We start from the raw sequence: 20,610 nt of genomic DNA, 5'->3' as shown, positions 1-20,610 counted from the left end.
GGCGTGGTCGAGCAGGGCCACGAGGCCGGCCGGGTCGGCGGGGCGGCCGGTGTGCTGCTCGGTGAGGAACTCCCACAGCTCCATGCGGAACGGGGTCAGCCGGTTCACCGCCGGGTCGGCGGCGCGCAGCTGTTCCAGTGCGGCGATCCCCTGCCACAGGCGGGCGTACCGTGCGGCGTCGTCCTCCACCTCGCTGCCCAGGCCCCGGCGCAGGGCGCGCACGAGCCGCAGCGCGGTCGCCCGGGTCTCGGACGGCACCGGGCCGGTACCGGTGTGCAGTCCCGCGTCGCGGGCCAGCCGGTCGAGGTCGGCCGCCAGGGGTTCGGGGCGGTGGCGGACGATCCGGCCCCGCTCGCCGTCGGCGGCCGCCAGGGCGCTCCGGCGGAGATTGGTCAGGCCCGACGAGCGGGTCGGGGCGTCGGTGACCCGGCGGCTCTCGTTGGCCACGTACTGGGCCTGTGGCACGTCCTCCAGGGGGTCGTCGGTCCTGGGAGCGGGCACGTGGGCCGCGTACTCGCGTCCGGGGTCGCCGTCCGTGGCGCTCCAGCACACCTCCAGCTGGAGGCGGTGTCCCGGCGGAAGTTCCCGCACGTCGGCCAGTCCGGCGATGTAGCGGGCGGCGTCCCGCTTGCCCAGCCACACCGTGCGGCCGTCCCGCAGCGGCAGATGCATCCGGCCGGGCAGTCCGTGGCCGGCGTACACGTACACGGCGGCGTCCGGGCTGACGGGCTCCGCCTCGGCCGCGTGGTAGCGGCCGCCGGCGGGGACCATCTGGACGAGTTCGCGCATACGGCGGTAGCCGCGGAAGTTGTTCTCCCGCAGCCGGACCGAGTCATGGGTCGGCACGGCCATCCGGCCGAACCGCTCGTGGCCGGTGTCGCTCAGCGGCCGGGTCTCGACGTCGCTGTCCCGGAACCGGGTTCCGTCGAGGGCGGTCCATTCGCGGTCCGTGTGCGTCACGGTCGTGCCCGAGGGATCGACGCGGACCCATCCGCCCACGGGGAGAGCGGGGTCCGTGTCGAGCAGGGCGGGTGTCAGGACGGGGCTCGGCCCTCCGGGCAGCAGCGTCCCCTCGCCGGAGGGACCCCACACCGGCCGTCCCAGCCGGTCGGACAGGGCCCGCAGGGCCGTCATGTAGCCGCTCGCGGCGAACGGCAGGGCCAGGACCAGCGGTACGTCCAGGGGGAGCCGGGCCAGTTCGGGGTCGGCCGCGAGGACGTCGGCCACGGTGCCGGGGTCCAGGACCCGGCCGTCGGGCGCCCACAGCTGGCCGGCCGTGCCGTCGGCGCCGACGACGTACGCGGAGTCGGGCCACGGCGCGCGCTCGAGCCGGGCGGCGGGCCGGGTGGCGCCCGGCCTGATCTCGACGGCCAGCGTGGTGCCCGGGATCACCCGGTCCGCGGGCCTCGAGGTCCAGTTGCGGCCCTGGGGCCGGCCCGAGGGCCCGATCAGGAGGGTGCCCGGGCCGAGCAGGGGGTCGCCGGGGCCGGTGAAGGTGCCGGAGGGCGGCCGGAGGGCGCGCACGGAGGGGGCGGAGGGCGCGGGGGCGGGGGGCGCGGAGGGGGCGAAGGTCGTGGGTTCGGAGACCTCGGAGGCCGAAGGGGCCGGCGGCTGCGGTGCGGGTGTCTGTCCCCAGGCGCGCGGGCTGTGGTGGCGGGGGGTCAGGTTCCACCGGGACAGTTCCAGGTCCGCGCCGACCGCGCCGGCGGCCACGAGGAGCAGGAAGGGCAGCGCCACCGGCAGGTCCGGTTCGGCCAGGGGGCTGTCGGCGAAGTAGGAGCTGATCGCCCGTCGCAGGTCGTACCACGTCAGCGGCTCGGCCGTGCCGCCGGCCGCGCGGCTGCGCTCCAGCGCCCAGAAACCCTTCAGGAGCGCCTCGAACGCGCCGCGGTCGTCCTCCAGCTCCGGGCCGTAGACCAGGCGGATCGCGCGGATCCAGCGGAGCACGTCGGCGGCACGCTTCCGGTCGCCCGTCACCTCTTCGGCGATGCGGGCGAGCCGCGGGGCGGCGGGCTCGGGCCGGAATCCGGCCCATCCGTCGCCTTCCGGGAGCTGGAACCGGGGGCCGAGCCCGTCGTCGCCGGGCGCGAGGACCGGCTCGTGGCCGCTGACGGTGGTCCACACCCAGCGGTCGAGGCCGTTGGCCAGGACCTGCCCGGCCGACGGCCACTCCAGCGGGTCCCGCAGCGGCGGGCCGGTCAGGTCGGCCGCGAGGAACAGCGCGACCGTCTCGGGCGGGAGGGCGTTCAGGAGGGGGTCGACGGCGAAGAGGAAGTCGACGACCCGCTCGTGGTCGAGGAAGACGCCGGTGCCGTCGGACAGGGCGAGCGCGGCACCGGTGCCGTCACCGCGCAGCCCGACGAGGTGGGCCGCCCGGAAGGGGAGCGGCTGCGGGGCGCTCTCCTCGAGGTCGGCGTGGCGGCGTACGAGGGTGAAGTCCCGTGTCTCGGGCAGCAGCCCGTACCGGTGCCGGTGGGGGGCGCTCCAGTCGGCGGCCTGGCGGGAGGAGACACCGACGGGCACGCCCTGCGGATCCCGGTGCCTGACCAGCGACACCTGGTCGATGAGCACCCGGGTGCCGTCCACGGCCACGACCTCCTGGGCCCACGGCAGGACGGGGGGTGTCCGCGCCGGGTCGGCGAGCGTCGCGAGGGATCCGCGCGCGGCCTCGACCAGGTCCGCGATCCTGTCGCGTTCCGAGGGCGGGAGCTGCGGCAGCAGCGCGGCCGCCGCCTCGACGGCCGTGCGCAGCAGCTGCTGCTCGGGGGCGTCGGCGGGCAGCGGTGTCCCGAGGGCCCTCCGGCCGAGGGCGAACGCCACCTGCTGGGCTTCCCAGTTGGACATCAGTCTCCGGCGCGTGCCGTCGGCCAGTGGCACGCCGTAGGCCACGGTCGTCAGGAAGCCGCCCAGGCCGCGGACGACCGGGTCGTCGAGGACGCGGGTCAGGGAGGCGGTGAGGACGTCGTCGGGCAGGGGTGCGGCGAACGCGCGCGCGTAGGCGTAGGCCTTGCGGCTCAGTTCGGCGAAATCGGTGACCATCTGCCGGACTTCCGGGGCCGTCATGAACTGGCCGCCGAATCCGAGGTGGCGCAGTTCGGTCAGGACCAGCCCCATGTCGAGCCGGCCCTGGCCGGTGTCCAGCGCGGGGTAGTCGTCCATGCCGACCGCATGGCGCTGCGTGATGACCTCGCCCCGGCTGGTACGCCCCGTCAGCACCGCCGTCAGGTGTTCACGGGGCGCGGGCGTGTCGTCGTCGCCTTCGTCGAAGAAGCCGGGGTCGAGGCGTGAGGACGGCCCGAGCCGCTCCTGGTAGGCGTCGAACGTGTTCTTGGCCCGCTCCTCGAACACCTCGCTGACGCGGTCGTGCTCGGTGCTCAGGAACCGGCGGGTGCGGGGCCGCAGGGCCCTCATGATCCGGTCGAGGGGATGCCGGGACGCGGCCAGCAGGAAGTTCTTGATGAGCGTGTCGTTGCCGAAGACCTGGGCGGCGGGCCCGGCGGCGACGTTCTGGTAGGCGAACCAGGCGTACCCCATCAGCTCGTCGATGTCGGGAATCGCCATGAGGAAGGGGGACAGGTACGGCGGCACCTCGTCGCGGCCGAGGTACCGGCGGGCGAAGACCGCCGCGGTGTCCATCGCCGCGAAACGGCCGGATGCGATCAGGGGCCGCAACGGCGGCACTTCCAGCCGCCGGTCGGCCGCCTCCTGGAGCTCCCGGAGCCCCAGCGCGGGATTGCCGATGGTGAGCTGCGTGTAGGAGGCGCCTCTGTAGTCGTCGGGGGCGGGGAAGACCTGGGTCTTCAGACCCAGCTCGGTAGGGCTCCAGCCGTCACCGGGCGGCAGCAGCGCGGACAGGGGAAGGGGTGCGCGCTGCCGGTCCGTGGTCTCCATCGCCCGCTGCAGCCGTTCGAGCCGGTCCAGCGCCTCCTCCGGGGTCAGGCCGCGCTCCCCCGGGAGGACCGCCGCGGGGTCCGTGACGATCTCGCCGATCAGCGCCTTGATCATGCGGGGCTGGGGCTTTCCGGGCTCGGTCTTCGGTCGCGCGATGGTGAGACGCCCGTCGACCTGGAAGAAGCCCATGGTGTCCAGAACGATCTTCAAGCCGTTGCCGTGGGCCAGCACCTTGTCGCCGGCGTTCTCGTGCTCCCCCAGCTGCATGCCCACGACGACGAAGATCCGCTGGTTCTCCGACTCGATGCCGATGGCGCCGTAGCGGTCGGTGGTCGCCCGGTCGAGGAGGGTGTGGGTGAGGGAGGACGAGGCGGCGAAGGCGGGCAGCCCGTCCTCGACGACCTTCCCGGACGGGTCGACGATCACCGCGCGGGCGTCGGAGGGCGCCACCGGCGGGGCGATCGCGGACAGGGCCCGGCCGGTACCGGCCGACACGTCCACCCAGAGCACACCGCCACCGGGTCCGCCGAGGTGGACGGCGGCGAAGGCGTGGCCCAGCAGCGTGCCCCGGCGTTGCGCGAGGACCAGTGCCGTGGCGCCGGGGCCCGCCGCCGCGACGGCCTTCACGATCGTGTCCCAGTCGCGCACGCTCCGCCAGCCGGGCCCCTGCGCGAGCGAGGCGCGTGCCGAGGTCCGGGTGCCGGCCGAGAGGTCGTCGAGGGCGACGGCGGGGCGCACACCGCGCGGGTACAGCGCGTCGCGCAGGGCGGTCAGCAGGTGCAGGCAGCGCTCGGCCGACCGGCCGCCGTCCGGCTCCCGCGCGGCCACCCGGCGGACCGCGCGCAGCAGTTCCGCACGGTTCGACAGGGCGGTGGGCAGGACCGCTGTCCGGGACGTGGCCTGCGGTGCGGCTTCCTCCGTTTCCGTCCCCGGGCGTACGGGCGTGGCGGGCGGCCCGGATGCGGGGGCGGTGGCCAGGGGGCCGAGGAAGGCGGCGGTCACCCCGGTGCCCTCCACGCGGCGGGTGGTGTCGAGCGTGGAGGCCAGGGCGGGCAGGGCGCGCAGCGCGGTCGTCTGCCGCTCCGTGCGGTCGCGCCGGTCGTCGCGGACCTGGCGCAGGGCCTGCTCGATCTCGTCGAGCCGGGTCCGGTCGTCGTCACGGAAACGGGCTCTGCGGGCGGCGGTACGGGCCGCGCGGTCCTCGGCGCGGCGGGCCGCGGACAGCGCGTCCCCGCTCTCGCGCACGAGCGCGGTGCGGTGCTCGCGTGCGGTCTCGACGGCGTCGCGGGCGGCGGTCAGCGCCGAGTGCGCGGTACGGAGGGCGGCGTCGCGGCCCTGGTGGCGCGCTCGGGGGTCCTCCCCGTGCCGGCGCGCGGTGGGGGCGGGTCCGGGGCCGGGCTGCGGCTCGGCGGCGGCGGCCGTCCGTCGCGTGTCCTCCCCCTCGGCCTGCGCCCGCTGCCCCGCCTGCCGTGCGTCGTCCTCCTGCCGGGCGGCCGGCAGGGCCTGCGCGTCGAGGACCGCCCGTTCGGCGCGGGCCAGTGCCGCCTCGGCGTCGCGGACGGACGCGTCGGCGCCCTCCCGTACGGCGCGGTCCCGCCGGGCGGCTTCGTCGAGTGCCGCGCGCGCGGCCCGGTGGGCGGCGACGGCGGCCGTGTGGGCCTCCTGCGACCGGGACAGTGCCCTGGCCGCGCCGGCCAGGTCCTCGGTCAGTTCCCGTTCCTCGGCGACGGCCCCGCGTTCGGCGTCGGCCGCCTCGGTCCAGGCGTCGACGGTCGCCCACAGCGCGGCCCAGGTCTCGCGGGTGGCGTCGGTGGTGTCGGCGAGGGTGCCGTCCGCGGCGAAGGGCCAGTACCGGGGGCCTTCGGGGGTGCGCAGCACCAGTTCCACCGGTTTGCCGGCGAGGGCGGCCGTGCGGGAGGCGACGAGCAGGGCCCGGGCCAGCAGGCGTCCGTCGGGGTCGGCGCCGGGCGCGAGGCACAGGCGGGCGGAGGAGTCCCGCTCGTCGATGCCGTCCGCCAGCACCGCGGGGAGGTCGGTGAGGGGGTGCCGGGTCCAGTCGCGGAGGTCGTCGGCGTCCTGGCCGGCGAGCATGGCGGGGAGGTCGTAGACGCCCGCGTCGGGGCGTGCGGAGGTCACGCCGAAGCCGAGCAGGTCCTCCTCGGACAGCCGGACGGTCGCGGTTCCGGTGACGTGCCGTACGCCTTCGGAGCCCTCGACGGTGACGACCAGGTCGACGAGGGTTTCGTGGCTGCGGGGGCCGCGCCGCTCGTCGGTGTCCTCGGCCCGGCCGGCCTTGAGGTGGTTCTGGCCGGCGCCCGTGGCCGTGGCTCCCACGGAGGAGGCGTGCGGTTGCTGGGCCACCACCGGGACGTCGATGCCCAGCAGGTGGCGGCTGCCGGACTGCAGGGCGTGGAAGCTGCGGTTGGTCAGGGCGAGGGAGCCGGCCGCCGAGGAGCCGGACACGCTGCCGCGGGACTGCTTGCGCCCCCGGTCCACCGCGATGTCGTCGGCGCTGGTGACGGGCCTGGGGTCGTGCAGCGTGATCGACAGGGTGGGGGTGTGGCCGGGCGTGGCGAGGGGCCAGGTTCCCGGCATCCGGGGCGTGAGGCCCGCCGCGGTGCGGGGCGGGTTCAGCGTGATCCGTCCGGCCCGGACGAGTTCGCCCAGGCGGGTGGCGGCCGCTTCCGAGGACGCGTTGGCCGGCAGCCCCCACGATGCGGCCGGCGCCGGGGCGACCTGCTCGAGGGCCTGTGTCAGCTCGGGGAAGGCGTTGAAGTCCAGGACCGGCGTGTTCCCGGACGGCACCAGCGCGGGGCCGAGGGCGGACGGCTGCGTCTGCCGGGGATCGCGGTCGAGCAGGGCGGGCCGGCGGGGGCCGCGGTGCTCGGCCGGCCGCACCGCTTCCGAGGCCGCGAACCGCAGGGTGGTCACGACGGGGACGGTGACGGTGCTCCGCGGGCGGCCGGTGAGCAGGCGCCGGACCCAGGTGCTCAGCCGGGTCGCCGCGTCGCCGTCCAGGCCGGTGAAGGAGAGGATTCCGGCCTGGAGGAGTCCGCCGGGGAGGTTGGCCGGCCATTGCGTGATCAGTTCGGAGCGGACCGACGCGGTGATGGTGTAGTCGATCCCGTCGAAGTCGGCGGCGTGGTCCGTCCGGGTCGTGGAGCGGTCCTCGCTCGCGGTCTCGGTGCGCCGGCTGCGGCTGCTGGTGGTGGTCAGCGCGAGGGAGGGGCCGACCCGGTCGGTACGCGGGGGGCCGCCGGGCCGGGGATAGCGGGACATGGCCATGACGGCGGTCTGGTGGGTCCGGCCGACCGTCTTCGTGCCGCCGCTGCCCTCGGGGGTGTGCGCCTGCGTCAGTCCCAGGCCGCCGGCCGCCGGGCGTCCGCGCACGGCGCGCAGGCCCGGCGTCTGGAGGGCCGGTTCCGCGACGAGGGAGACCTCGACCAGCCGCGCGCCGCCGTAGGCGTGGTGGAGGAACTGGAACCGTGTCGCCCGCCGCCCCCGCCCGGGCAGGGAACGCAGGGCGTTGGGCTCGGTGTGACGGACGATCTCGGTGGCGACTCCGGGCAGGTAGGAGGCGTGTCCGGGCCGGGTGACGCCGGGTGCCTCGTTCTCCACGAGGGTGGTGAGCTCCTGGCGCAGCCTGTCGCGCCGTTCCACCCCGGTCGTCGGGTCGTCGAGCTGGGTGACGGACACGACGGTGCCGAACCCGAGTTCCTGGGTGCGGGCGAACCGGTCGGGCAGGGGGACGTCAGGGGCGGGCGGTGCGGGGAGGGCCGGCCCGGGGAGGTGGCCGGACCATCGCGGGTGGCGGGCGAGCGCCTCCTCGGGGGCGAGGAACGTCACGGCGCGCGGGAGGTCGATCGCCACCGTGACGGGGGTGTGCTCCCCGAAGCCGACGGCGTTTCCTGCCACGTTGCGCATGCCTCGCCGCACCGTCACGAGGAGGGTCACGTCGGCGCCGATGAGGTGGTGCGTGCCGGCCGCCGACAGGGAGCGGGACACCTTGGTCGCGGAGGTGAGCGTCTGCTCGTCGTCGGCCCGGCGGGCGTAGCTGTGGCGGACGCCGGGGTTGAACCGGTGGCCCGACCGCGTGAGGTCCCTGGGACCCAGCTGGAGGCTCGACAGGGTGGCGCTCCCCTGGTGGGTGCGGCCGGTGGTGCGCTGCCCGCCCGCCGTGTCCGCCACGGTGGTGCCCTGTTCGGTGGTCAGGGAGTCCGAGCCCAGGTGGCGGGGGTGGTGGAGGTAGCCCTCGATCTCCACGAGCATGACCTGGTCGGCCGCCATGCCGGGCAGGTTCAGCCCCTCCAGCACGTACCGGCCGCCGAGGATCTGCGCCGCCCTGGCGATGAGCTGGGCGGGCCGGATCCCGGTGTACTGCGCCTCCGCGGCCAGGGTTCCCGCGTCGTTCCTGGGGGCGCCGGCGACGGCGGCCGACACGCGCTTGTACACGATGCCGCCCCAGGTGTAGGGCAGTCGGGCCGCCGCGGCGAGCGGCGCCGGCAGCAGACCGGCGGCGAACGCCGCCGCCCGGTTGGCGTGCCGTGTCCATGTGCTCGGGACGGCGCCGGCGGCCGGGGCCTGCCGCTCCGCCTCGCCGGGGGACGTGACGGCGCCGGGCAGTCCGGTGCCGGGGCGCCGTGGTGGGAGAGGGGCCGGGTGGACGGGCCGGGCCCCGGCGGCGATCTGCCGGAGGGCCTCCATCAGCGCGGCGGTGCCGCGGAAGGTGTCCACGACGGCGCCGTCGGGCAGCCGGAGCGGTTCCGGCAGGGGTGTTCCGTCGGTGTCGGCCGGGGCGAGCCGACGGAGGTCGTCGCCGGAACCGCCGTGGTCGATCCGCCGGATGACGTGACCGGGGCGGGGTCCGGGGGCGCCCTGGGCCGTGCCGCGTGGCCGGGTGCGGTAGTGCGGGACGAGCAGGGAGACGGTTCCGGGGACGCCGTGCGGGTGGTCGCCGAACCGGACGAGCGGGGTGTCCCCGTCGCCCTCGTACAGGTCCAGGGCGAACGTCGCCGGGACGGTGAACACGTCGCTGCCGTCACCGGCCTCGGCGGACTGCTCGAACCCGACGGCGCCGCCGGTCGTGACGGCGGTGCCCGTCTGCCGGGTACCGGTGTAGTCGGGACCGATGTCGAGCAGTCCCTCGCCGTCGCCGAGCGGGATGCCGAAGCCACCGCCGCCGCCGGCCACCGCGGCGAGCGCGGTCCCGCGCTGGCGTGCCGATGCCACCTCGTACCGGCTGGATCCGCTCTGGCCGATGTCGGGCAGCCGGCGCGTGTGCTCGGTGTCCCGGCCGGTGTCCCGGGCGGCGGTCAGGCGCAGTTGGACCCGGCGGGTGCCCGCCACGGTCCGGGGCAGTTCGAACCACAGGGGGTGTCCGCCGTCGACGGCCTCCCCCAGGGCGGTGGCGAGGCCGAGCCGGTTGCGGAGCTGTCCCAGCCTGCGGAGGTTGGTGAGCTGTGCCTGGCGCAGCGGTTCGTCGAACCGCATCGGCAGGGCGGGGTCGCGGTGGGCCGCGGGCGGCAGGAAGCCCTCCTGGCGCAGCCACCGTTCCGCGCGGTCGAGGAGCACGTCGGCGCCCTCGGCCTTGAACGCCGTCTCGGAGGGGCCGAGACTGTCCAGGTTCTCCAGGCGCGGGGGCAGCTCGCGGGTCTCCGCGGGGCCGGGCCGCTGCCCTTCGAGGGTGGCGCGCGCCGGCACCATCAGGCGCACCCCGTCGTCCCAGGGCCCGAACGTGCCGCGTACCTCGCCCCCGCCGGAGCGGTACAGCGTCAGCTCGTAGGTGACCGTGGCGGGTGTGCGCAGGTGTTCGCCCTTGTCGGAGACGCTGCTCGTCAGGGTGGCCGAGCTGGCGGAGCTGTGTGCTTCGTCGACCTGCCAGTTGGTGCCGAGCCTGCCGACGACCCGGCCGCCGAGGGAGGACCCGAAGGCGGGGTGGCCCGGCGTGTGGTCGGCGGTGAAGCCCGGTCCGCCCGTCGCCTCGACGCCGATCCCGCTGGTGAACTTCGCGGAGTGGTCCAGGGCCGCGCCGCGCGCCAGCTGGGTCTCCAGGGAGAACGTGTCGGCGTGGCTGCGGTCGAACGGCTGCCCGGGGACGATCCGGGCGGTGAGGCGGAGCATGCCCACGGCGTGGTCGTCGGTGTCCGTCAGCACCGGCGAGAACACTCCGCCCCCGGCCTGGAGCTGTGCGGTGCCGCGCAGGACCTGCTCGGAGAGGAACTCCTCCAGGGCCTGGGCGGACTCGGCGCTCAGCCCGGTCAGGGGTGCGAACCGCACGTCGGCGAGCACCTCGGTGAGCAGGCGGCCCGGTTCGGCGACGCTCTCGACGCCCCACAGCGGGATGTCGTCCAGCGCCGCGGGCCGGGGCAGGACGGCCGGGCCGGTGCCGTCGTCCAGGACCCGGTGCTGGGGCAGCCAGACCGTGAGGACGCCGTGGGACCGTCCGGGTGACCAGCCGCCCGAGGCGTCGCGGGGCGTGTCGGCGCGGACCTGCCAGAGGGTGTCCAGGTCCAGGGGCCGGGCCGGGTCCTTCGACCCCTGCCTGCTGACGATCTGGAACGTCTCCCTGACCCCGACGCTCTCCGTGAGCTGGTTGTGGGTCAGGGACATCGTGAGCGACATGTCGCCCCGGTGCAGGACTCCCCTGCCGTCGGCCAGCCGGGCCAGGGTCCAGGGCAGGACGCCGGTGCGGAAGGTGCCCGAGTTCTCACCGGCGGAGGACGACTGTGTCCCCTCGGCCGACTTCTCCACCCGCAGGCCGGGTGAGGTGTCGGCGGTTCCCTCGTGCTTCGCCGAGAACACCGGGTCGCGGTGGGTGAGCCGTACGTCGACGGTGCGTTCACGGCCGTCGTGGTGGACGGTGACGCGGTGGCCCCGGCTGCTGCGCAGGGAGGGGCGGTGGAGGTCGATCTCCTCGACGCCCAGGACCTCCCCGAGGCGGCCGAGTACCGTACCGGCGTCGGCGGCCGGTACGCCGAGCGCCTCGACGATCTGGGCGTGCAGACCGGCGAGGACGGAGGCGGGGGTCTCCTCGAACCACGCGAGGTCCACGTGCCCGTCGTGCGCGGCACCGTAGGAGCGGGCGTACGCCGACAGTTCACCGGACGCGGCGGGTGCGGCGGGGGCGGCCGGCGGGGCGGCGGGCGGGCCCGGGTCGACGGTCACGTCCCGGTCGGTGAGGCCGCCCGTCCGCGCCTGGTGCAGCAGGTGCTCCAGGGTGTCGGCGGTCAGGGCCCGGTCCCAGCCCTGCCGGGCGGCGTACTCCCCCACGAGGTGCTCGAGGGTCCGCCAGGTCAGCGGACCGGTGTCGGTGTTGCCCGGGGCGCTCACCCGCAGCGTCTCCAGCGCCCTGAAGCCCTCCAGGAGCCGCTGGAACTCCGCGGCGCGGGACGGCTCGCCGTCGATGTCCACGCCGTGCGTCACCCGCAGCGCGCGCACCCAGCGCAGCGCCCGCTCGGCGCGATCGGGCATCGACTCGGGAAGTCCGGCGAGTTCGGCGAGCTCCTCCGGCAGCGGTTCGGGGCGCAGTTCGGCGATCCGGTAGGCGGGCCGGTCCGGGTCGTCGTTCTTGACGAGGTGGCCGCCCTGCCGCAGGCCCAGTTCCAGGGCGAGCGACGCGTCGGAGGAGACGACCCTGCGGCGTGTCTCGTTGGCGATCACCTGGGCGGACGACGGGTACCGGAGCCGGTCCGTCCGTGCGGTCGGCCGCATGGCGGTCTCGCACCACAGCATCCACACCGGCTGGTCGGACGGCAGCCGGGAGAGGCTCTTGCGGCGGGCCAGCATCCGGCCGAGCTCCCGCGGCTCGACCACCTGGCTGGCGCCGGTGCTGCGGCGCGGCAGGACCACACTGCCGCCGTCGCCGTGACCGGCCGCGATGTAGGAGTCCTTGAAGGCCCGGGGCAGCGGCATCAGGCCGCTCCTGCGGGACACGACGCCGTCGGATCCGATGTGCGCGTCGTAGTAGTGCCGCACCGCCGACACGGTACGGAAGGACCCTTCGGCCTGCGCCATGTCGCGGGGGTCGAGGAAGGCGCGTCCGGTCAGCCGCTGTCCGTCGGCGGTGGTCAGCGCGAAGGAGTACACGTCGTCCTCGGGGACGCGGGTCCCGTCGGCGGCGGTGACCGGTGCCTGGGGGTCCTCCGGCAGGAGTCCCGGGTCGCTGGGGATCCAGGTGCCGGTGGGCCGGTCGGCCCCGGCGGGGACGACGAGGGCGGGGAACCGCCGGCCGGGCCGGCGGGCGGAGGGGCGCAGCCGCAGGTGGCCGTCGGTGGACCACACCCGTCCGCCGACCCTGTCGGCCACCGCCCGCGCCAGCAGTTCGTTCCGCTGCCCCTCGGGGTCCGCGACCAGCAGGACCACCGGCTCGCCGGGACGCCGCAGGGGGTCGTGGGCGACGATCTCGGCGAACTCCGCGTCGTCGACGAGCCGCTGCTCGCCCTCCGCGTTCCTCAGGACGATCAGGCCGGTGTCCGACCGGACGGCGAACACCACATGGGCCTGCGGTCCCCACGGCGCCGGTGTCTCGCTGACCCGGCCGTCCTGGTCCAGGCCCACCCGGTCGGCCAGCACCCGCGGGTCGGCGATGCCCGTCCAGTTCCGTCCGACGGGCCTCCCGTCGGGGCCGGCCATGATCGTGGAGGGCTTGGGGTGCCCGGACTGCTGGAAGACGTGCGCGGCGATCGCCGCGAGGCTGGTCGCCCTGCCCTGCTGTACGGCACCGGCCGCCGCCACCAGGGCGTCGAGGTAGGTGGCGTGGTCCGGTGCGGTGCCGTCCGGCAGGTGGAACAGCCGCCGGACGATGCCGTCCAGGTCCATCGCCCCGCCGCCGAAGCGCCGGTCCCCCGCGCGGGCGTCGTCCAGCACCCGCAGGGCGACCACCAGTTGGGGCAGCCGGGGGTCGGTGGTGATGCCGGTGCCGAACGCCCGGGTCAGGACGTCCGACAGCGCCTGGTAACGCTCCCGGGTCATCCCCGTCGCGGGCGGCGCGGCCGGACCGCCCGCGGGGGCGGGGGCGGCGGTCCGTATACGGGGAGCGGGCACCGGTGCCGGTACGTGCGCCTCGGGCCGGTAGGTGCCCTCCGTCCGGTCCCACAGCGCCCGGAACCCCTCGAACGCCTCCTCCTCGGCCCGCGTCGCCTCCACCGGATTGACCGCGCCCGAGAACACCGCGCCCGGATCGGCCCCGTACAGCCGCCGCAACAGCGGCAGCAGCGCCGGCTGGAAACGCGCCACCCAGGCCGGCCCGCCGTTGTTCCGCCGCTCACCCGTGAACGGGTCGACGCCCGCGTTCGCCCCCAGGTACACGTTGGTCAGCTGGGCGAAGAACTCCAGCTCGTCCCGCGACGAGTAGTTCGGCCCGCGACGCCGGCCGTCCGCGCCCACCCCGAACAACGGGCCGTCCGGCCACGCGCCGTCCCCCGTCGCCTCGAACGCCTCCCGCACCAGCCGCTGGTCCGACTCGTCCAGCCCGAACTGGTGGACCGTGTGCGCCACCTCGTGCAGCGTCGACGAGTACCCGTCCGGCTGGAACGGGTGGTCCGTCTCCACGGACGTCACCCCGCCCAGCAGGTTCTCCTCCGGCACACCCGCGACACGTCCCCCGACACCGCGCACCCCCTCCCACGAGCGTCCGTCGGCCGTCCGGCGCCCCGCCAGGTCCCGGAACGCTCCCAGCGACGTCAACGCCTCACCCCGAGGCACCACCACCACGCGCGAGCCGCCCTTCAGCAGCCGCGCCGTCACCCCCGGATCACGCAGCACGCGCGCCACCAGCGCCGTCACCGTGCCCCGCGCGGACACCGGCTGCTCCACACCCTCCGGCACCCGCACCATCAACGCCGCCGCGACGTCGGCGAACTCCCCCGCCGGCAGTCCGTCGCGCAGCGCGTCCACCGCGGCCGGATCCGCCGCCAGCGCCTCCCGCTCGACCGACGACAGACCTCCCAGCACCACCCTCCGCTCATCCGCCGACGGCACCGACAGCAGCCGCGCCACGAGGCCCCGCGCGGTGACGTCCTCGGTCTCCCGCAGCGGGATGCGCCGGGCGGTGTCGCCGTCGCCGCCTCCGTCGGTGAGGGTGCGCCGTGCCCGGGCCCCGGTGGACAGGGGGCGGTGCCGTCCGGCGGTCCCCGTCGCCGGGGTGCCGCCGGTGACGGTCGCGGGCGGGGCCGGTGGGGTCGTGGCGGGGACACTGACGTCCTGGTCGGTGAGGCCTCCCGCCCGCGCCTGCTGGAGGAAGCTCTCGAGGTTCTCCGCGGTCAGTGCCCGGTCCCTGCCCTGGCGGGCGGCGTACTCCCCCACGAGGTGTTCGAGGGTCCGCCAGGTCAGCGGGCCGGTGTCGGTGTTGCCCGGGGCGTTCACCCGGAGCGTCTCCAGCGCGCCGAAGCCCTGGACGAGGGTGTGGAACTCCGCCCTGCGGGACGAGTCGACGTCGATGTCCGCGCCGTGCGTCATGCGCAGCGCGCGGACCCAGCGCAGCGCCCGCGTCAGGGGCTGCCGGACCGACTTCGCAAGCCCGGAGACGTCGACGAGGACGGCGAGCGCCAACCTCAGCGGCTCCGGCCGGAACTCCTCGAACCTGTGCACCGGACGGGCCGGGTCGTCGAACTTGACCAGCGCCGCCGGATGCCCCGGGCCCGCTTCGGCGATGGAGAGCGCGCCGTCGACGGCGTGCACGACACGCGCGGTCCGGTTGGCGACCGACTGGGCGGCCGCTGGCTGTTCCAGCGGGTCCGTGCCGGGTGCCCGCAGGGCCTGCCGGCACCACAGGAGCCACACGGGCTGGTCGAACGGCAGCCGGCCGAGGCTCTTGCGGCGGGCCAGCATCCGGCCGAACTCCTCGGCGTCCACGCGACTCGAGTCGGCCGTGCTCCGGCGGGGCAGGCTCATCGCGGTGCTGCTGCCGTGGCCGATGGTGACGTAGGAGTCGGCGAGCGCCCGCGGCAGGGGCTGCTCGCCGCCGCTGCGGGGCGGGTCGACGCCCGGGGTCCCTTCGTGGTGATCGAAGTAGTGCCGTATCGCGGACACCTCGCGGGCGGCTTCCTCGAAGCCCACCATCTCGTACGGGTCGAGGAAGGCCCGCCCGGTCAGCCGCTGCCCGTCGACGGTGGTCAGCGCGAACGACAGGAGGTCCTCGTCCGGGAACACGGTGCCGTCGGACGCGGTGACCGGTGCCTGGGGATCGCCCTGGACGAGGCCGGGATCGCTCGGCACCCAGGTGCCCGTGGCCGTCGATCCCGGGGTCGCGGCGACGAGGGTGGCCTGCGACCAGCCGGACCGGCCGGACGGCGGAGGCAGGCTCAGGTCGCCGTCCGTGGACCAGACCCGTACGCCGGTACGGTCGGCGATCCTCCTCGCCAGTTCCTCGTTCCTCAGCCCTTCGGGGTCGGGCACCAGCAGGACCACCGGCTCACCCGGGCGCCGTGCCGGGTCGTGGACGACGTGCTCGAGGAACTCCTCGTCGTCGACGGCCACGCTCGCGCCGCCGGGGTGCGTCAGGATCAGCAGGCCGGTGTCCGTCCGCTCGGCGACGATCGCGTGCGCCCGGGTGCCCCACGGCGCCGGGGTCTCGATGATCCGGCCGCCCTTGGCGACGGCCACCCGGTCCACCAGCACCTGAAGGCCGGTGTTCGCCGTCCAGTTGCGTCCGGTGGCCCGTCCGTCGGGAGCGGTCAGGGTGGTCGTGGACCGCGGATGACCGGAGGGGAGGAAGGCGTGGGCGGCGATCGCCGCCAGGCTCGTCGCCCTGCCGTGCCGTGCGGCATCGGTCACCGCCGTCAGGGCGGCCCGGAACTCCGCCTGTCCCAGGGGTCTGCCCGCGGGCACGTGGAACAGCCGCCGGACGATGCCGTCGAGATCGAGCGGCCCGGTGCCGAGGCTCCTGTCCCCCGCACGTGCCGTGTCGAGCACCGTCACGGCGTCGCGCAGCCGCGGGAACCCGGCGTCGGCGGTGATGCCGGCCCCGAACGCCCGGACCAGGACATCGGTCGGATCGGTGGCGGGCGGGGTGGCCGGGGCGTTCCCGGTGGCGGGCGGGGCAGCCGGTGGGGCGACGGGCTGGCCTGGGTCGACGGTCACGTCCCGGTCGGTGAGGCCGCCCGTCCGCGCCCGGTGCAGCAGGTGTTCCAGGGTGTCGGCGGTCAGTTCCCGGTCCCGGCCCTGCCGGGCGGCGTACTCCCCCACGAGGTGTTCGAGGGTCCGCCAGGTCAGCGGGCCGGTGTCGGTGTTGCCCGGGGTGTTCACCCGGAGCGTCTCCAGCGCGCCGAAGCCCTGGACGAGGGCGATGAACTCCGCGGCGCGGGACGGGTCGCCGTCGATGTCCGCGCCGTGCGTCGTCCGCAGCGCGCGCACCCAGCGCAGTGCCCGCTCGGCGCGATCGGGCACCGACTCGGGAAGTCCGGCGAGGCGGGCGATGTCGGCGAGCCGGTCCGCCGGCGGCTCGGGGGTGAACTCCTCGACGTTGGACCGGGGGTGGTCCGGATCGTCGAACTTGACCAGCAGGGGCGGTGTTCGATCCTTCGCGGGGTCCACTCCGAGCTGGGCGTCGGAGGAGAAGACCGTGCGCCGGGTCTCGTTGGCGACCGCCTGGGCGGCCGGCACGTACTCCAGCCGGTCCGCCCGGGCGGGCCGCGTGGCCGTCTCGCACCACAGCACCCACACCGGCTGGTGGGACGGCAGCCGGGTGAGGCTCTTGCGGCGGGCCAGCATCCGGCCGAGCTCCTGCGGCCTGACCACCTGGTTGGCGCCGGTACTGCGGCGCGGCACGACCACGCGGCCCCGGTCACCGTGGCCGACGGCGACGTAGGAGTCCGCGAGCCCTCGCGGCAGGGGCCTCGGGGCGCTCTCGCGGGACGCGTCGAGACCCGGCGTTCCCTCGTGGACGTCGATGTAGTGCCGGACCGCGGACACCTCGCGCAGGCCCCGCTCGAAGCGTCGCATGTCGGAGGGGTCGAGGAAGGCGCGTCCGGTCAGCCGCTGTCCGTCGGTGGTGGTCAGCGCGAAGGAGTGCACGTCCTCGTCCGGGAACCGGGTCCCGTCGGTGGCGGCGATCCGCGCCCGGGGGTCGTCCGGCAGGAGCCCCGGGTCGCTGGGGATCCAGGTGCCGGTGGGCCTGTCGTCCCCGCCGGGGGCGGCGATGCTGGGCACCCGCGGGCCGGGGTGGGCACCGGACGGCTGCAGCCGCAGGTCTCCGTCGGTGGACCACACCCGTGCGCCGGTCCGGTCGGCCACCGTCCGCGCCAGGGCCTCGATGCGCTGGTGGTCGGTGTCCTGGACCAGCAGGACCACCGGCTCTCCCGGACGCCGGGCGGGGTCGTGGGTGACGAGCTCGGCGAACTCCTCGTCGTCGACGAGCACGTCGACGCCGTCCGGGCGCTTGAGGACCAGCGGGCCGGTGTCCGACCGTTCGACGACGACCGCGTGGGCGCGGGGCCCCCACGGTGCCGCGGTCTCGGTCATCCGGCCGTTCCGCTGGGCCCCGACCCGGTCCACCACCAGGTTCCATCCGGTACGTCCGGTCCAGTTGCGTCCCGTGGGCCGTCCGTCGGGGCCGGTCAGGGTCGTCGAGGGCTGCGGGTTGCCGGAGCGGTGGAAGGTGTAGGCGGCGATCGCCGCCAGGCCGGTCGCCCTGCCCCGCCGTGCGGCACTGGCCACGGCCATCAGGGCGTCCCGGTACTCCGCGGGTCCCAGGGCCGTTCCGGCGGGCACGTGGAACAGGCGCCGGACGATGCCGTCCAGGTCCATCGCCCCGCCGCCGAAACGCGGGTCCCCCGCGCGGGCGTCGTCCAGTACGGCCAGTGTGTTCACCAGCTGCGGGAACAGCGCGTCGGCGGTGATACCGGTGCCGAACGCCCGGGTCAGCACGTCCGTCAGCGCCTGGTCGCGCTCGCTCGCCGTCCCCGCGGCGGGAGGCGCGGCCGGTGGCGCGGCCGGCCTGCTCTCCGCCGGGGCGGGTGAGGCGACGGTGCTCGGGCGGGGAGCCGGCGTGTCCGCGGCGTCCGCGGTCCGGGCGGGGGTGCTGTCCGACACGGTGTCCCTGCGGGGAGCGGGGGTCGGCTCGGGGCCGGCCGAGACGACGGCCGGACGGGCGGTCGGGCTCGCGGGAGTGCCGGTGGAGGAGGTGACCGTGGTGAGGGGGGCGGTGCTCACGCCCGGCCCCGTCAGGTCCTCGACGGCCCGGAGGGTGTCCGGCGGGAGAACCGGCCCAAAACCGTCGAGCGGGCCGGGACGGATTCCGGCGTGGCGCAGGATCTGCCGCAGGGCCGCCGTGTCGTTCGCGGTACGGCGCCGCTCGCGCTCGGCGGGTGCCAGGGCCGCGTCGTCGGAAAGCAGACGGAGGTGCGTCGGGCCGGATACGGCGGGGGTGTCCGTGAGGGAGAGTTCCACGGCGGCGGCGCCCGGTGAGGGGTCGACGAGGCGCACGTCGACGTGGAGTTGGTCGCCGGACTCCGGCAGGCGCGGGCCGTTGTTGATCCCGGTGTCCAGCAGGGCGCGTATCCGCTCCTGGAAGTCCTGGCGGACGTCGGGGGGGACGCCGGGTCCCGGTGTCACCGGGAGCTCCAGGGTGAGGACCCGCACCCATCCGCCGTCGTCGGTGGGGACGCGCTGCACCGTGGTGCGTCCGGCGGCCCGCTCCTCCCCCACCTCGTCGGGCCGGCCCGACGGGGCGTCGTCGGCCGCGGCCGCCATGTCCACCCGCAGCGTGACCGGGGGGACCGAGGCCTGCCGGGGCCGCCACTGCTCGGGGCGGGCGGGTTCGGTGTGCGCCGGGTGACCGGCCGGTGCCGGCGTCGGTGCCGCCGCCGTCCCGTCGACGGGGGGCGGGGTGGCGGTGCGCGCGTCGGCGGCACCGACGTCGGCGCCCGCGGGGTCGCGGGGACGGTTGCGCGCGGCCGGGTCGTGGTCGCCGGCGGGAGTGCCGCCCTGGCCGGTGGCCGCCGGGGCCCGTCCGGGGGTGGTGTCCGGGGTCGCGGAGGGGGCCGGCGCCGGGACGTCCGGCGTGGTCGCTCCGTCCGGGGCCCGATCGGTGCCCGCCCCGGACTCCGTGCGCGGCCTGGGCGGGGCGCTCTCGGCCGTGGGGTGGGTGGCGTCCGGCACCGGCGCCCCGGTGCCGAGCGGCAGACCGCCCGTGCGGGGCGTCCGGTCCGTGACACCGGCGCCCGGCTCCGGGAGCGGATCCGCCGGGGACGGTGCCAGGTCCGGCGTCTCGTGCACCGTGCCGCCGGCCGTGATGTCCGACGTGGTGTCACGACCGCGCGGCGACGGAAGCGGTGTCGTGGAGGCAGGGGTGTGCGCCGTGGACGAGGAGGGGGTCGTACGGCCGCCGGAGGCGGACGGCGTGGTGTCGGCACCGCCGAGCGAGGAAGCCGTCGGCACCGGGGCCGGCACCGGCATCGGCGTCGTCGGGCCGGGGGTGGACACGGACGGGTCGTCCGGCCACGGGCGCCCCGTCCCCGCGTACGTGTCCGCGCCGGGCGTGCCGGTCGTGCCCGAGCCGATGCCGGGGACCGTGGACGGGTCCGTGTCCGGATACGGGCCGATCCCGGCGTCCAGGTCCGGGGCCCCGCCCGTCGAGGTACCGGTGTGCGTCGCGGGGACGGTGACGGCCGGGGGAACGACGGTGCGCGGGGGCGGCGTCGGTGTGCCGGTGGCCGCGTTGCCCGAATCGACGGTGGGCCTCGGAGCCCCGGACGCCCCGCCCCGCGTCCCCCCGGCCGGACCGAGGACGGAGCCCGGACCGGGCAGCGGGTTGTGGATGCCGGATGCGGTGCGGTTGCCGAAGAACTTGTCGTTCAGGCTCTTGCCGAAGCGCTCGACCCCACTACTGATGATCATCTCGCTGACGGCGCTGGCGCTGCCGCCCGCGAGGGCCATGGGGTCGAACTTCCACTTGCCGTCGAAGAGGCCGTTCACGAGGAACTCGGCGAGGCCCTCGCTCGGCCCCTCGCTGGCGGCGCCGCGGAACGCCTGGCCGCCGAACTGCGCGTACTTGTTGTCACCGAAGTTCTTGAACTGGTGCTTGAAGACGTTCCCGATGTACTTGGAGATGACCGAGCCGAAGAGACCCGCGAAGGCACCCACCGCGGCGGACCGGAGGATGTCGTTCACGTCGAAGCCGCCCGGGCGCCGTTTGCCGTCGTTGAGGGCGATCATCGCCAGGCGCACGGCGAACGTGGTGAGCGCCTCCTGCACCGCCTCGCTCAGGGCGGGCATGAGGTGCGTCTGGTTGAGCAGGCGGTAGAGGACGGTGAGCACGGCCAGCCGGGTGCGGGCCTTGGCCAGGGCGGTCTGGCCGAACGACAGACCGCCCGTGAACACGGACATCGCCGCGATGATCGCCAGATGGGCCAGGAGCAGGAAGGCCTCGGCGATGATCTCGTACTTGGACTCCATGATGTTCCTGGAGTGCTTGACGCGGTTGTCCGCGACCTGCCGCAGCTGGGCGGACAGCTCGGACATGGTGTCCGAGCCGCGCGCGTCGGTGATGGTGGCCATCGCCTCCTTGAAGCGGTCCGCCACCTCGGGCGGCAGGGCACCATCCACCTTGCGGACCAGGTCCGTGATGCGATCGCGCAGGTCCAGCACCCGGTTCCCGTAGTCCTCGTACGGGTCACCGCTCTCGAACGCCATGTCCGAGGACCCCTGCAGCGGCAGTTCGCCGAGCAGGACGAAGAGGATCCAGCGGGCCTCGTCGGGGAATTCGATGCTGTCGCGGATCAA

At 75.7% G+C, this 20,610-nt stretch carries 1 protein-coding gene (only partly in view); it reads right to left on the bottom strand.

The features are described 5' to 3' along the window. A protein-coding gene (locus ACH5AO_RS24920) for a lonely Cys domain-containing protein (protein WP_398928187.1) crosses the window boundary here: on the bottom strand, positions 1 to 20,610 show its 5' portion. It extends 18,063 nt beyond the left edge of the window; only the first 20,610 of its 38,673 coding nucleotides appear in the window; the start codon lies at positions 20,608 to 20,610; its stop codon lies off the left edge, out of view.

The sequence above is a fragment of the Streptomyces sp. NPDC018964 genome, from assembly GCF_044390325.1.
Classification (GTDB): Bacteria; Actinomycetota; Actinomycetes; order Streptomycetales; family Streptomycetaceae; genus Streptomyces.
This window is presented reverse-complemented; position numbering and strand designations above follow the sequence as displayed.